The 14,681-nt window shown below is 34.1% G+C and carries 16 protein-coding genes and 1 pseudogene; all 17 read right to left on the reverse strand.

Going from position 1 to position 14,681, the window contains the following annotated elements; all coding sequences use genetic code 11:
* Window positions 1-2 precede the first annotated feature (2 nt).
* The 17 genes and pseudogenes from atpD to CD113_RS08850 all read right to left on the reverse strand — a co-directional run bounded on the left by atpD (window position 3) and on the right by CD113_RS08850 (window position 14,466).
* On the reverse strand, window positions 3-1,415 hold the full coding sequence (atpD, locus tag CD113_RS08770; RefSeq protein WP_002464815.1) for a F0F1 ATP synthase subunit beta: 1,413 nt from the start codon (window positions 1,413-1,415) through the stop codon (window positions 3-5).
* A 21-nt stretch (window positions 1,416-1,436) separates the two neighbouring features.
* Window positions 1,437-2,303, reverse strand: a complete 867-nt coding sequence (gene atpG, locus CD113_RS08775) for an ATP synthase F1 subunit gamma (protein ID WP_002464814.1) — start codon at window positions 2,301-2,303, stop codon at window positions 1,437-1,439.
* A 30-nt stretch (window positions 2,304-2,333) separates the two neighbouring features.
* Window positions 2,334-3,842: a F0F1 ATP synthase subunit alpha gene (gene atpA, locus CD113_RS08780; RefSeq protein WP_002464813.1), complete on the reverse strand. Its 1,509-nt coding sequence runs from the start codon at window positions 3,840-3,842 to the stop codon at window positions 2,334-2,336.
* 21 nt (window positions 3,843-3,863) lie between these two features.
* Entirely contained in the window at window positions 3,864-4,403 is a 540-nt protein-coding gene (locus CD113_RS08785) for a F0F1 ATP synthase subunit delta (protein ID WP_002464812.1), read from the reverse strand.
* A complete protein-coding gene (locus CD113_RS08790) occupies window positions 4,403-4,924 on the reverse strand; it encodes a F0F1 ATP synthase subunit B (protein WP_002464811.1) in 522 nt (173 codons plus the stop codon). Before CD113_RS08790 ends, CD113_RS08785 begins: the two co-directional genes overlap by 1 nt.
* A 97-nt stretch (window positions 4,925-5,021) precedes the next feature.
* A complete protein-coding gene (gene atpE / locus CD113_RS08795) occupies window positions 5,022-5,234 on the reverse strand; it encodes a F0F1 ATP synthase subunit C (RefSeq protein ID WP_001048816.1) in 213 nt (70 codons plus the stop codon).
* Between the two features lie 42 nt (window positions 5,235-5,276).
* Window positions 5,277-6,005, reverse strand: a complete 729-nt coding sequence (gene atpB, locus CD113_RS08800) for a F0F1 ATP synthase subunit A (protein ID WP_002464810.1) — start codon at window positions 6,003-6,005, stop codon at window positions 5,277-5,279.
* 20 nt (window positions 6,006-6,025) lie between these two features.
* Window positions 6,026-6,477 (reverse strand): annotated as a pseudogene (locus CD113_RS08805) (ATP synthase subunit I).
* 65 nt (window positions 6,478-6,542) lie between these two features.
* A complete protein-coding gene (gene wecB, locus CD113_RS08810; RefSeq protein WP_002464808.1) occupies window positions 6,543-7,673 on the reverse strand; it encodes a non-hydrolyzing UDP-N-acetylglucosamine 2-epimerase in 1,131 nt (376 codons plus the stop codon).
* Window positions 7,674-7,696: 23 nt separating this feature from the next.
* Window positions 7,697-8,326 carry a uracil phosphoribosyltransferase gene (upp, locus tag CD113_RS08815; protein ID WP_002464807.1) on the reverse strand — a complete coding sequence of 210 codons (630 nt, stop codon included), beginning with the start codon at window positions 8,324-8,326 and terminating at the stop codon, window positions 7,697-7,699.
* 25 nt (window positions 8,327-8,351) lie between these two features.
* On the reverse strand, window positions 8,352-9,590 hold the full coding sequence (glyA, locus tag CD113_RS08820) for a serine hydroxymethyltransferase (RefSeq protein WP_002464806.1): 1,239 nt from the start codon (window positions 9,588-9,590) through the stop codon (window positions 8,352-8,354).
* A gap of 26 nt (window positions 9,591-9,616) precedes the next feature.
* The gene (locus CD113_RS08825; protein WP_002464805.1) at window positions 9,617-10,141 is read right to left on the reverse strand and encodes a TIGR01440 family protein; all 525 of its coding nucleotides are present in this window, start codon (window positions 10,139-10,141) and stop codon (window positions 9,617-9,619) included.
* A gap of 92 nt (window positions 10,142-10,233) precedes the next feature.
* Window positions 10,234-10,668 (reverse strand): low molecular weight protein arginine phosphatase, encoded by a 435-nt coding sequence (locus tag CD113_RS08830; protein WP_002464804.1) that lies wholly within the window; start codon window positions 10,666-10,668, stop codon window positions 10,234-10,236.
* Window positions 10,665-11,711 carry an L-threonylcarbamoyladenylate synthase gene (locus tag CD113_RS08835; RefSeq protein ID WP_002464803.1) on the reverse strand — a complete coding sequence of 349 codons (1,047 nt, stop codon included), beginning with the start codon at window positions 11,709-11,711 and terminating at the stop codon, window positions 10,665-10,667. The genes CD113_RS08830 and CD113_RS08835 overlap by 4 nt, the downstream gene beginning before the upstream one ends.
* 256 nt (window positions 11,712-11,967) lie before the next feature.
* The gene (gene prmC / locus CD113_RS08840; RefSeq protein WP_002464802.1) at window positions 11,968-12,804 is read right to left on the reverse strand and encodes a peptide chain release factor N(5)-glutamine methyltransferase; all 837 of its coding nucleotides are present in this window, start codon (window positions 12,802-12,804) and stop codon (window positions 11,968-11,970) included.
* A complete protein-coding gene (prfA, locus tag CD113_RS08845; RefSeq protein WP_002464801.1) occupies window positions 12,791-13,867 on the reverse strand; it encodes a peptide chain release factor 1 in 1,077 nt (358 codons plus the stop codon). Before prfA ends, prmC begins: the two co-directional genes overlap by 14 nt.
* Entirely contained in the window at window positions 13,867-14,466 is a 600-nt protein-coding gene (locus CD113_RS08850; protein ID WP_002464800.1) for a thymidine kinase, read from the reverse strand. The genes prfA and CD113_RS08850 overlap by 1 nt, the downstream gene beginning before the upstream one ends.
* Window positions 14,467-14,681: the final 215 nt, after the last annotated feature.

Consider the following 14,681-nt stretch of genomic DNA (forward strand, 5'->3'; position numbering starts at 1 on the left):
TTTTATACTTCAACACCCATATCTTTTGCTTTTGCAATTACATCGTCCATACTTCCTACTAAACGGAAAGCATCTTCAGGAATATGGTCATATTTGCCTTCTAAAATATCTTTAAAGTTTTGTACTGTTGTTTTAACAGGTACATACGAACCTTGTTGACCTGTAAATTGTTCAGCTACATGGAAGTTTTGAGATAAGAAGAATTGAATTCGACGTGCACGTTCAACAGTTTGCTTGTCTTCATCTGATAATTCATCCATACCTAAAATAGCAATAATATCTTGTAATTCACGATATTTTTGTAATGTAGATTGTACATCACGTGCTACTTCATAATGCTCTTGTCCAACAATTGAAGGTTCTAGTGCTCTTGAAGTAGATGCTAATGGATCTACTGCAGGATAAATACCCATTTCAGTTAATTTACGCTCTAAGTTTGTTGTAGCATCTAAGTGCGCAAATGCTGTTGCAGGCGCAGGGTCAGTATAATCATCGGCTGGTACGAATACTGCTTGAATAGATGTTACTGACCCTTTAGTAGTAGATGTAATACGTTCTTGTAATTGACCCATTTCAGTTGCAAGCGTTGGTTGGTAACCTACGGCTGATGGCATACGACCTAATAAGGCAGAAACCTCAGAACCAGCTTGAGTAAATCTGAAAATGTTATCGATAAATAGTAAAACGTCTTGACCTTGTTCATCACGGAAATATTCAGCCATTGTTAAACCAGATAAAGCAACACGCATACGTGCACCAGGTGGTTCGTTCATTTGACCGAATACCATTGCAGTTTTCTTAATTACACCACTATCGCTCATTTCGAAGTATAAGTCATTACCTTCACGTGTACGTTCACCTACACCAGCGAATACTGAAATACCACCATGTTCTTGGGCGATATTATTAATTAACTCTTGGATTAATACAGTTTTACCTACTCCGGCACCACCGAATAAACCAATTTTACCACCTTTAATGTAAGGTGCTAATAAATCTACTACTTTAATACCAGTCTCAAGAATTTGAACTTCTGTTGAAAGTTCATCAAAAGCTGGAGCTTGACGATGGATAGGGTCACGACGAACTGAGTCAGGAACATCACCTTTTAAATCAATCGCATCACCTAATACATTAAATACTCGTCCTAAAGTTTCATCACCTACAGGAACACTAATTTCTTTACCTGTATCTTGTACATCCATGCCTCTTTGAACACCGTCAGTTGAGTCCATTGCAATCGTACGTACAACATCATCACCTAATTGAAGTGCCACTTCTAAAGTTAATTGAATTGTGCCTTCTTCTTTAGGGACTTCAATAACTAAAGCATTATTAATTTTAGGAACTTCATTATGTTCAAATCGAACGTCAATTACAGGACCCATAACTTGGGTTACACGGCCAATTCCCATGCTATTTTCCTCCTTTAAATATTACTCAAGTGCTGAAGAACCACCAACAATTTCAGTGATTTGTTGTGTAATTTCAGCTTGTCTTGCTCTATTGTATTGTAATGATAAATCATCAATAAGTTCAGTTGCATTATCAGTAGCATTTTTCATTGCAGTCATACGAGTAGCATGCTCACTAGCTTTTGCATCTAATATCGTTCCATAAATTAAACTTTCTACATATTGAGGAAGAATTACACTCAAAATAGATTCTTTATCAGGTTCAAATTCATATGAAGACATTTGTCCTTGACCTTTACTAGAATCTTCTTGAGATAATGGTAAAACTTGTCTCTTTGTAGGTTTATTTTCAAGAACACTTACATAATGACTATAGTATATATTTAATTCATCGATTTCCTCTTCACTATATAAATCTATTGCATGGTTAGCTATTGCTTGAATAGATTTAAATGATGGTTGATCAGGTACATCAACTTGAGAATACTCAACTTCATAACCTCTATTTTTTAGAAAATCAACACCTTGTTGACCTAAGACTACAATACTGTATTCACTGCTATCTTGGTGCTTAGCTTCAATGTCACTAATCATTTTCTTAAGAACATTGGCACTATATGCACCAGCTAAACCTTTGTCACTAGTGATGACTAAATAACCACTTCTAGTTATTGTTCTAGGTCTTAGCATTGGATGGTTAGTATTGCTACTTCCGCCTGCAATCGCAGTAATCGCATCTTGCATTTTATCCATATATGGTGTGAATTGTTTTGTATTTTTCTCAGCTCGACGAAGCTTTGAACTAGAAACCATGTTCATGGCTTTAGTAATTTGCTTCATTTTTTTGGTTGATTTTATTCGACTATCAATTTCTTTAAGAGAAGCCACTATCTCACCACCTTATACTAAACTTGTATATTATTCAGATTTGCTAAAGCTTTTTTTGAAATTATTTATAGCTGTATCAAATTTATCAGCATCTGGTAAGCTACCAGTTTCTCTGATTTCATTTAACAGTTCAGTAGCATTTTGATCTGCCCAGTGGTTTAATTCATCTTCAAAACGACTAATATCAACAACTGGAATATCATCTAAATATCCTTTAGTTAACGCATAAATAATTAATACTTGATACTCTACTTGTAAAGGTTTATTTTGATCTTGTTTTAAGACTTCAACTGTACGTTTACCGCGTTCAAGTTTGCTTGCTGTGAATTCGTCTAAATCAGAACCAAATTGCGCAAATGATTCAAGTTCTCTATATGAAGCTAGGTCTAAACGTAATGTCCCAGCAACCTTTTTCATAGCTTTAATTTGTGCAGAACCACCAACACGTGATACTGATTGTCCAGCATTAATGGCTGGTCTTACACCTGAGAAGAATAAGTCAGATTGTAAGAAGATTTGACCATCAGTAATAGAAATAACGTTTGTTGGAACGTAAGCTGAAATATCCCCAGCTTGTGTTTCAATGATAGGTAATGCCGTAATTGAACCGCCGCCTAAATCGTCATTAAGTTTTGCTGCTCTTTCAAGTAGTCTACTATGCAAGTAGAATACGTCACCAGGATATGCTTCACGACCTGGAGGTCTACGTAAAAGTAATGATAATTCACGATAAGCTGCTGCTTGTTTTGTTAAATCATCATAAACAATTAATACATGTTTACCATTAAACATGAACTCTTCACCCATTGTTACACCTGAATATGGTGCAATATATAATAATGGTGATGGCTCAGATGCTGATGCAGCTACGATAATTGTATAATCTAGTGCTCCAGCTTGTCTTAGTTTTTCTACGTTTGCTCTTACTGTTGAATCCTTTTGACCAATAGCAACATAAATACAAATAGTTCCTTGATCTTTTTGATTTAAAATTGTATCAATAGCAATAGTAGTCTTACCTGTTTGACGGTCACCAATGATTAACTCACGTTGACCTCTACCAATTGGAACTAAGGCATCAATCGCTTTAATACCTGTTTGTAATGGTTCATCAACAGATTTACGATCCATTACGCCAGTTGCTTTTTTCTCAACTGGACGTGTTTTTGTTGTATTAATAGGTCCTTGTCCATCTATAGGTTGGCCTAATGGATTTACAACTCTTCCAATTAATTCTTCGCCTACTGGTACTTCCATAATGCGGCCAGTACGTTTAACCTCATCACCCTCAGTAATATCTGTATATGGTCCTAAAATAACAACACCTACATTAGACTCTTCAAGGTTTTGTGCTAAACCTAAAACACCGTTATGGAATTCAACTAGTTCCCCAGCCATAACGTCATTTAATCCGTGTATTAATGCAATACCATCACCAATTTGTAATACAGTACCGACATCTGTTACGGACATTTCTGACTCATAATTTTCAATTTGTGAGCGAAGTAATGCACTGATTTCTTCAGCTTTGATGGCCATCTATGTCACTCCTCTTTAATATTAATTAGCTCTTTTAAATTTTCTTTGTAGTTGGACAAGATCATTTCTTACACTTCCATCTAAAACAGTAGTGCCAACTTTAACTCTAAAACCACCAATTAAATCTGGGTTTATTTTAGTATCTACAATCACTTTAGATAACTTTGTTTGTTGAGTAATAAGGTTAATAATCTTATCTAATTCTTCTTGACTCAATTCGTAAGTTGATTCAATTGTTGCATAATCTTGATTATAGTATTTATTATAGAATCCTTGAAATGCATTAAACACATCGCTTACTAATGCAATATGTCTATTATCTGCTAATACATATAGCATATTTTTAATGTATGGATTAACATCTACAAATACATTATCAATTAAGTTACGACGATCTTGTGCAGTTTGCGTCGGATTACTATCTACCATTTCTAAGTTTTTAATATTATCTGATACAGCTTGATTGATTATTTCAAATTGTTCATTAATGACTTCTAAGTTATTTGTATCTAGAGACACATCAAATAATGCTTTAGCATATTTATTAGCTACTTTAACCATTATTTATCGCCTGCCTCTTTTAAATACTTATCAACCAATTCTTTTTGATCTTGCTCAGAAATTTCTTTTCTAAGCACTTTAGAAGCTATTAATACCGATAATTCAGATACTTGATTATTGATATCAGCAATAGCACGCTCTTTTTGGCTATTAATTTCACTTTGTGCTGTTTCAATCATACCGTTTGCACGAACATTAGCTTCATGAATAATTTGTTCTTGCTGTTCACGTGCTTGAACTTTTGCATCTTCTAATATTCTTTGAACTTCTTCTTGCGTCTCTTTTAATTTTTGTTTGTTTTCTTCTTCAAGTTTTTGTGCATTTAATTTTGCTTGTTCAGCGTCATCGATATCTTTATTAATATCTCTTTCACGTTTGTCCATCACTTGTTTCAATGGACCCCATGCGAATTTTTTAAGTAACGCCAGTAAAACGATGAACGTTAGGACTTGTACGATAACAGTTCCCCACTCAACACCGCCAGCTGCACCAAGAACGAATAAGTTAGCTGTTTCAGTCACGGGTTCATGACACTCCTTTCATAAAAGTAATCGCTAGTGTTAAATAAAAACGAATGGCGAAAGTCTATTTGTATGAGACTTCGCCTTTATCTGTAAATTATCCAGCAAATGTCATGAAGGCAATAACTACACCGATGATAGGTAATGCTTCAACTAAACCTACACCAATAAACATAATACCCATTAATTGACCACGTGCTTCAGGTTGACGTGCAACACCTTCTACTGTTCTTGAAACGATAAGACCGTTACCGATACCTGCTCCTAATGCTGATAAACCAATTGCGATTGCTGCTGCTATTAAATTCATAATTTATTTTCCTCCTGTGATTGTATATAATTTTAAAATTTGTTAGTGTTCATCTGCCACTTTATGTGACATATAAACCATTGATAGCATAATAAAGATATATGCTTGGATAGTGCCTACAAATATTGAGAATGCTTGCCAAACGATAAGGCCTGGTATACTAATAATCCAACCCCATGCTGGTTCATTAAATACTAAACCTGCTAATAATGTTAACAGTATCTCACCAGCAAAAATATTACCGTACAAACGCAAACCAAGCGTTAACGTTGAAGTAAATTCTTCAAAGACATTAATAATTGCCAGTGGCCAGAATGGTTGAACATAACCTTTAAGATATTTCTTAGTACCTCGCATTTTAATACCATAAAAGTGAGTCAACAATATTACTGTCGTAGACAATGTTAAAGTTACTGTCGCATCAGCTGTAGGTGATTTCCACCATAATGTGTGATCTTTTGTCACAATTGAAAATGGAAGTCCTAACATATTAGCAACAAAGATATAAAGTATCAAAGTAACTGCTAAGAAGTGGAATTGACCACCTTTTTTCCAAGCCATGTTTCCTTCAATGATTCCCCTCACGAAATCAAAAATCCATTCAATGAAATTTTGTTTACCAGTTGGTCGTTTTTGTAAATTACGTGTACAGATGATAGCTATAAATAAAACAATAAGCGCAGTTACCACTATCATCAGTATACTAGCTAAATTAAAAACGATATCAAAACCGAATAAATTCCAACTCACTAGTGGGGATTTGTGATCCATAATCTCACCTCTTTCTTCCTTTATTTACTCACCTTTAGTAAAGGACGTATGATAACTACAACGTAAGAAATCATCAAACCAATAATAATACCAATAATATTGATAGATTCTTTGTTAAAATACCAAATAATACAAGCTAATATCGCAACTAAATATCGCCACATATTACCGGTAGAAATATGCATTGTGTCATCTTTTTTTGCATTATCTAAGTATATTTCAAAGATGTATGTATTGATCATAGAAGCTATAACGCCAATCATCAAACCTAATATAAAAGGAAGATGATTAAAAAAATACACAATCGCTAATATTAACAATAAATATAAATAATATTGGATAAATTGTTTGAAAATGTTGTAGAAACGACTCATTTTTATGCCTCCGTGTGACTGTAATCGATCATGAAAACCGTTCCACTCATACAATCTAAATGATAATATAGGCGATATACGGTGTCAATTCTATTCAAATGGTTGTCGAAAATTCGAAATATCCAGACACAATTTAGACATATTTTATTAATTTATATTATTTTTATTGAAAATCTACTGGTTTATCATCAATAAGTCCTAAATAAAACTTAATATGCTTTATTATCCGGTCAGATGCTTGACCATCTCCATACGGATTTTGTGCTTGACTCATTTGTTGATACAGTTTGTCATTTTCAATCAATTGTTTAGTTGCGTCATAGACATTGTGTTGCTCTGTACCTACGACTTTTAATGTGCCTGCTTCTACACCTTCAGGTCGTTCAGTAACTTCCCTAAGTACTAATACAGGTTTATGCAGTGATGGTGCCTCTTCTTGAATACCGCCAGAATCAGTCAAAATTAGAAATGCTTCCTTAGCAAAATTATGAAAATCAACAACATCTAACGGTTCTATAAGTTCAATGCGTTCATTATGTCCTAGATATTTATAAGCAAGTTCTCTCACTTTAGGGTTTTTGTGCATTGGATATACTAACGCTAAATCGTCAAATTCTTCAATTAATTGTTTAACTGCTTTGAAAATATTCACCATAGGTTGCCCTAAGTTTTCTCTTCTATGTGCAGTCATCAAAATATATTTCTTATGACTATATTTATCAATAATTGTAGATTGATAGTTATCAGCAATGGTATATTTCATTGCATCTATAGCAGTGTTCCCTGTTATAAAGACACTATTTTTATCTTTTTGTTCATCCAACAAGTGCTGCGCTGCATCCTTGGTAGGTGCAAAATGCAAATCAGCTAAAACACCAACCATTTGTCTATTCATTTCCTCAGGATAAGGAGAATACTTATCATAACTTCTTAATCCTGCTTCAACATGGCCAATAGGTACTTGATTATAAAAAGCTGCTAACCCTCCTGAGAAAGTCGTCATTGTATCTCCGTGTACAAGTACCATATCTGGCGCTTCTTGTTGAATTACATTTTCAAGCTGTGTCATAGCTTTAGTTGTCATTTCAGACAGTGTTTGGCCTTGTTTCATAATATTCAAATCATATTTTGGTTTGATGTCAAAGGTATTAAGCACTGAATCCAACATTTCTCTATGTTGCGCTGTAACTACAACAACAGGTTCAAGCATGTCATCTTGTTCTAGAGCTTTAACTAAAGGTGCCATTTTTATAGCTTCTGGTCTTGTTCCAAATACTGTCATAATCTTTTTCATCAAACTATCAATCTCCGATTCTTCTATTTAGTACCAAATAATCTATCTCCAGCATCTCCTAAACCTGGAGTGATATAAGCTTTTTCATTTAACTTATCATCTAATGCAGCAATATAAATATTGACGTCAGGATGAGCTTGTTGCATTTTTTCTACACCCTCAGGCGCTGCGATTAGACACATAAAGCGAATATTCTTAGCACCACGTTTTTTCAATGAAGAAATAGCTTCAATTGCTGATGCACCAGTTGCTAACATTGGGTCTACTACAATGATTTGTCTTTCACTAATATCTTGAGGTAACTTAACGAAATACTCCACAGCTTTAAGCGTTTCAGGATCACGATATAGACCGATGTGTCCTACTCTTGCTGCTGGAACTAAGCTTAAAATACCATCTGTCATACCTAAACCAGCACGTAAAATTGGTACAATAGCCAATTTTTTTCCAGCTAAGCGTTTGGCAGTCATTTTTGTAACTGGTGTCTCAATGTCAACGTCTTGAAGTTCTAAATCTCTAGTCACTTCATAAGCCATTAACATACCAACTTCATCTACAAGTTCTCTAAATTCTTTAGTTCCTGTATTAACATCTCTAATATAACTCAACTTGTGTTGAATTAATGGATGATCAAAAACGTGTACTTTACTCATAATATTACTCCTATCTTGTCTATATTTAATGATATAACGGATATTTTGTTGTTAATTTTGCCACGCGATCTTTAGCTTCTTGAAGTTTTGCTTCATCATCATGATTTTTTAAAGCTAAGCTGATAATTTTAGCCACTTCTTTAAAGTCTTCTTCAATAAAACCTCGTGTTGTTGCAGCAGGTGTACCTAAGCGAATTCCACTTGTGACAAAAGGTTTTTCTTGGTCAAAAGGAATTGTATTTTTATTACATGTGACACCAACTGCATCTAATGTTTCTTCTGCTACTTTACCTGTAAGTCCAATAGAACCTTTTACATCTACAGCTACTAAATGATTATCTGTCCCTCCAGAAACAATTCTAAATCCTTCAGCGATTAACGTTTCTGACAGCGCACGAGCATTATCAATCACTTGTTGTTGATATGCTTTAAAATCATTTTCTAAAGCTTCTCCAAATGCTACTGCTTTGGCAGCTATTACATGTTCTAAAGGTCCACCTTGAATACCTGGGAAGATTGTTTTATCTATGTCTTTTTTATATTGTTCTTTACATAAAATCATACCACCACGCGGACCACGTAATGTTTTATGTGTTGTTGTTGTTACAAAGTCTGCATATTCAACTGGATTAGGGTGTAATCCTGCTGCTACTAACCCTGCAATATGTGCCATATCAACCATTAGTTTCGCATTAACTTCGTCAGCAATTTCTTTGAACTTTTTAAAATCAATCGTTCTTGAGTATGCTGATGCACCAGCAACAATTAATTTAGGTTTATGTTCTAAAGCTAATTTGCGGACTTCATCGTAGTTAATTAATTCAGTATCTTTATCAACACCATATTCGACAAAGTTATAAAACTTACCACTAAAGTTGACTGGAGACCCATGTGTCAAATGACCACCATGACTTAAGTTCATACCAAGTACAGTATCACCCATCTCTAATGCTACTAAATACACAGCCATATTAGCTTGTGATCCTGAATGTGGTTGTACATTGACATGTTCTGCCCCAAATAAAGCTTTAGCACGATCAATAGCAATACTTTCTGTTACATCTACAAACTCACAACCACCATAATATCGTCGTCCTGGATAGCCTTCAGCATATTTATTTGTTAAAACTGACCCCTGGGCTTCCATGACTGCTTCTGATACAAAATTTTCTGATGCGATTAATTCAATGTTGGCGTTTTGTCTCTGAAATTCTCTTTCAATAGCTTCTGCGATTACTTTATCTTGCTTTGCGATATAAGACATAAAAATCTCCCCTTCTTTCAAAAAACTTATTGGTATTTAGCACGTTCGCCACCAATTTTTTTAGGTCTTGATGAAGCAATGGTTACATTTGCTTGACCAATTTGCTTAATAGTCGTCCTTACTGGCACGCAAACATGTCGAATATGCATACCAATAAGTGTCTGACCAATATCAATTCCACATGGAACCGTGATATGCTCCACAACTATTGGATCCTTCATATGCTGATAGGCAAAAGTCGCTAAACTTCCACCAGCATGTACATCAGGTACAACAGAAACTTCTTCCATTGTTAAAGGATTAAAATCAGCCCTTTCTATTGTGACAGCCCTATTGATATGTTCACATCCTTGAAAAGCAAATGATACACCAGTTTCTTCACTCACAACATCCAATGCTTTAAAGATTGTTTCTGCTACTTCCATTGAACCAACAGAACCAATTTCTTCACCAAGAACTTCTGATGTTGAACAACCAATAATACATAATTCACCTTTGTTAAAAAATGACATTTCTTTCAATTCATTTAGTAACGATGTCACTTCTTGCATTTGGAGCCCACCCTTCTGTAAAAATAAAAAAGGAATATAGCAAAGTGCTACACTCCTTTATTATAACTTATTTAATCTTTAACATATACTAATTATACAGAATTCATATTCGTTAATTTTTCTTTCAAATCTTTAATTAAAGATTCTAATTGTAGATATGTTTCTTTATATGTTTGTTCATCGCCTCCAAAAGGATCGTGAACTTCATAATCATTATTTACAAACTCACTCAGTGTATAGACATGTTCCTGGTTGCCATACTGGTGCTTAATTGTTTCTTTATGTTGAGAAGACATTGTTAATATTAAATCTGCATCTAAATCTGCTATTGTAAATTGTTGAGAACGTGTTGCTTTTGATAAACAATGAGCTGCAATAATTTGTTCTACATACATTGATACATTTTGACCATCCGAAGCAAATATACCTCTAGATTCAAATTGATGCTCTGGCATTGTCGTTTGTGCAATACTTTCTGCTAAGGGACTACGGCAAGTATTTCCTGTACAGACAAAAATGATGTTCATATTTCTCTTCCTTCTACACTTTGATTAGCAGCAGCTTTAGTTATTCTATTAATAATAGCTTCTGTTTGATCATTCAATTCAAAACGATAAATATAAGCTTCTTTTATATCATCATTCTTATCTATATCATGTAATATACTATACAGTCTATGATTTGCAGTTCGTATGTCTTGATCATTATTACATAATTCAATAAATTTGGCTTCTTTAGGCAAAAAGCGTTGTTTATCTTTAGGTACTATAAAAGCTACTGCTGAGAAATTTGTCATCGATGATTGTGCAATAGATGCCAAATCGGTAATCATCTTTAATGACGTCTCAGGTGAATAATGTTTGTATTTCATACCTGGTGCTATTGGCTGTGCCGCATCATTATAATTTGATTCAACTACACTGTTAGGTATCACTTGTTCAATCATCGATGCAGTAATTGAACCCGGACGAGCAATTTTAAATGGAAACGATGTACAATCTAAAACGGTACTTTCTAATCCTTCTGCACTTTGATTCGCTTGAATTATACCATCTATTCTACCATTCAAATCATGATATACATGTTCAAAAGTCGTTGGCGAAGGTCTCCCACTCAAATTAGCACTTGGTGCAGCCAAAGGTTCATTAATAGCTTGTAAAATTTGTCTTCCAACTGAATGACTCGGCATTCTAACAGCTACAGACTCAAGTCCACCAGTTACTTTTGAACACAGGTAACCTTCTTTTAACGGTAAAATAAATGATATAGGTCCTGGCCAAAACGCTGTCATTAATTCAATGACTCTAGGATCAATATTATAAGTAAAATCGTGTAATTGCTTCATGTCATGTATATGTACAATAAGTGGATTATCGGATGGTCTACCTTTAGCTTTATATATTTTGCTCACAGCTTGCTCATCTTTGGCATTAGCCGCTAAGCCATAGACTGTTTCAGTTGGCAAACCTATTAATCCACCTTGTTCAACAACATTTTTAATTTCCTTAATATCTGGGTGTTGCGTTACATCATTATGACATGCTCTCATATCCCATATTTTCGTTTCCATATATAGCCACACCTTTCTTTTCAATCATAATATAAAACAAAGAGGTTAAGACAATAAAGTTTTACGATTCAATACAAACAATATACAACAAAGTTGTTAAAAATTATTTGTTATACAAGTATACTCACAGAAATATACAGTATTTGTTACAAATTTAAAACACTGTAAAGAGCTACTTTTATTGTGAATCTAACTACCAGCGCACAGTATAGTGTACTAGAGTTTAACTTTTGTCCCAACCTCTTATTCATCGTCATTACCATCTGAATGACACAATTCTATCGTGCCCATTAATATCTTGTACGATGTGTACATCTTTATCAGGGTATTTCTGTAGAATCATATTTTTTAAAGTAGTACCTTGTTGGTATCCTATTTCAAAGACCACTACTCCGTTTGTCTTCATGACTAATGGCAGATCATCGATAATTGATTCATAAACAGCATACCCATTATGCTCAGCGAATAATGCTTGATGTGGTTCGAACTTTGTGACAGTTCTCGCCATGGATGACATTTCGCTTTTAGCAATATATGGTGGATTAGATATCAATCCATCAAGTTTAATACCTTCAGCAATTAATGGTTTCAGAGCATTCCCATGTAAAAATTGAATGTTCACTTTGTGCTTTTCTGCATTACATTTTGCAATTTGAAGTGCGTCTAAACTTACATCAGTTGCTATAATTTGCAAATCAGGTTGTTCTTTAGCCATTGAAACTGCTAATGCCCCACTACCTGTCCCTATATCTGCCACAGTTTGTCCATTTTTCATATTTTTTAAAAAATGTACCATAACTTCTTCAGTTTCAGGTCTTGGAATTAAACAATTGCTGTTCACTTCAAAATCTCTACCATAAAAGCTAGCAAAGCCAACAATATATTGAATGGGTTCACCAATAAGCATTCTTTGCAAAGCTAAATCAAATTTCATGATATCAGTTTTAGACATCTCATCATACATATGAACAACAAAATCAGTTCTAGTCCAACGAAATACATCTAGTAGTAACCATTCAGCTCGTGTTTGTTCATAACCTTTTTGCTGTGCTAATTGTATCGCTTCATCTAATTTATCTTTATAATTCACCATTATTAAGTTCTTTCAATTTCTCAGTTTGTTCAGATAAAGTTAATGCATCTATAATTTCTTCTAAATGACCTTCCATAATTTGATTTAATTTTTGTAAAGTTAAACCAATACGGTGGTCAGTTACACGACTTTGAGGATAGTTATATGTACGAATACGTTCTGAGCGATCACCAGTACCTACAGCTGATTTACGTTGAGAAGCATATTTTTGTTGTTCTTCTTGAACTTTCATATCATATAATCTTGCTTTCAATACTTTCATTGCTTTTTCTCTGTTTTGAATTTGTGACTTTTCAGAAGAGGTTGCAATGACACCTGTTGGTAAATGGGTAATACGTACAGCTGAGTCTGTAGTGTTAACGTGTTGTCCACCGGCACCACTTGAACGATACGTATCAATTTTCAAGTCTTCATTTCTAATTTCAATTTCAACATCTTCAACTTCTGGTAATACTGCAACAGTAGCTGTAGAAGTATGAATTCTACCACCTGATTCTGTTTCTGGGACACGTTGAACGCGGTGTGCACCATTTTCAAATTTCAATTTACTGTAGGCGCCATGTCCAGAAACTTGGAAACTGATTTCTTTATAACCACCGTGATCACTTTCAGAGGCTTCCACGATTTCTGTTTTAAATCCTTGAGATTCTGCATATTTTGAATACATACGCATAAGGTCCCCAGCAAAAATAGCGGCTTCATCGCCACCTGCTGCAGCTCTAATTTCTACAATAACGTCTTTGTCATCATTTGGATCTTTAGGAATTAATAAGAATTTAAGTTCTTCTTCAATTGATGGAATTTCATCTTTTAAAGCACTACTCTCTTCTTTTAACATTGCAATTTCTTCTTTATCATCTGTTTCATTTAACATGTCTTCTATATCTGCTAATTCTTCTTTTTTAGCTTTATAACTTCGATATACATCAACTGTTTTTTGTAAATCTGCTTGTTCTTTTGAATATTTACGTAATTTATCTGAATCATTTACAACATCTGGATCACTTAATAATTCATTTAATTGTTCATATCTCTCTTCTACTATATCTAACTGATCAAACACTATAATTCCTCCTTATTGTTGTCACTAGGTGCTACTATATGATGTGCACGACAACGTGGTTCATAACTTTCATTGGCACCCACTAAGATAATTGGATCATCTATTTTGGCTGGTTTACCATCTATCAATCTTTGTGTTCTACTTGAAGATGAACCACAAACTGCACAAACTGCTTGTAATTTTGTTACTTGTTCACTAACAGCCATCAATTTAGGCATTGGTTCAAAAGGCTCTCCTCTAAAATCCATGTCTAGTCCTGCAACTATTACTCGATGTCCATCTGACGACAATCTTTCAGCAATATTTACTATTTCATCGTCAAAAAATTGTACCTCATCTATCCCTATTACATCAACATCTGATAAATCATGCATCATTATTTCTCTTGCACTAGATATATTAACCGCTTCAATGGCATTACCATTATGAGAGACCACTTTTTCTTTATGATATCGATCATCTATGGCCGGTTTAAAAACTACAACTTTTTGTTTAGCGTAAATACCTCTTCTTAATCGTCTAATTAATTCTTCTGATTTACCACTAAACATACTTCCTGTGATACATTCAATCCAACCAGAATGGTAAGTTTCATACATTGCGAGTTCCACCTTTTTTCAAAACATAATCGTCTTATTATATCATATTTCAAATATTCATAAATGGCTTTTTACTAAATATCATTTGTAATATTCCTATATATTTACTATGTAATTTTTTAATCAAATTAGGTTATTTAATAAATTGGGCTGAAAACCTGAAAATAGAGGTTCTCTTCCAAATTGGACTGATACATAATTATTCGCTTTTTATT

Source organism: Staphylococcus simiae (genome assembly GCF_002902085.1).
Classification (GTDB): domain Bacteria; phylum Bacillota; class Bacilli; order Staphylococcales; family Staphylococcaceae; genus Staphylococcus; species Staphylococcus simiae.

Bases quoted from the DNA above. Each gene is read 5' to 3' on its own strand.
- upp (WP_002464807.1), bottom strand. From the start codon at position 8,326: ATGAGTAAAGTACACGTTTTTGATCATCCATTAATTCAACACAAGTTG.
- CD113_RS08830 (WP_002464804.1), bottom strand. From the start codon at position 10,668: ATGAACATCATTTTTGTCTGTACAGGAAATACTTGCCGTAGTCCCTTA.
- atpB (WP_002464810.1), bottom strand. From the start codon at position 6,005: ATGGATCACAAATCCCCACTAGTGAGTTGGAATTTATTCGGTTTTGAT.
- CD113_RS08785 (WP_002464812.1), bottom strand. From the start codon at position 4,403: ATGGTTAAAGTAGCTAATAAATATGCTAAAGCATTATTTGATGTGTCT.
- CD113_RS08850 (WP_002464800.1), bottom strand. From the start codon at position 14,466: ATGTATGAAACTTACCATTCTGGTTGGATTGAATGTATCACAGGAAGT.
- atpA (WP_002464813.1), bottom strand. From the start codon at position 3,842: ATGGCCATCAAAGCTGAAGAAATCAGTGCATTACTTCGCTCACAAATT.
- atpE (WP_001048816.1), bottom strand. From the start codon at position 5,234: ATGAATTTAATAGCAGCAGCAATCGCAATTGGTTTATCAGCATTAGGA.
- wecB (WP_002464808.1), bottom strand. From the start codon at position 7,673: ATGAAAAAGATTATGACAGTATTTGGAACAAGACCAGAAGCTATAAAA.
- prmC (WP_002464802.1), bottom strand. From the start codon at position 12,804: ATGGTGAATTATAAAGATAAATTAGATGAAGCGATACAATTAGCACAG.
- glyA (WP_002464806.1), bottom strand. From the start codon at position 9,590: ATGTCTTATATCGCAAAGCAAGATAAAGTAATCGCAGAAGCTATTGAA.
- atpD (WP_002464815.1), bottom strand. From the start codon at position 1,415: ATGGGAATTGGCCGTGTAACCCAAGTTATGGGTCCTGTAATTGACGTT.
- CD113_RS08825 (WP_002464805.1), bottom strand. From the start codon at position 10,141: ATGCAAGAAGTGACATCGTTACTAAATGAATTGAAAGAAATGTCATTT.
- CD113_RS08835 (WP_002464803.1), bottom strand. From the start codon at position 11,711: ATGGAAACGAAAATATGGGATATGAGAGCATGTCATAATGATGTAACG.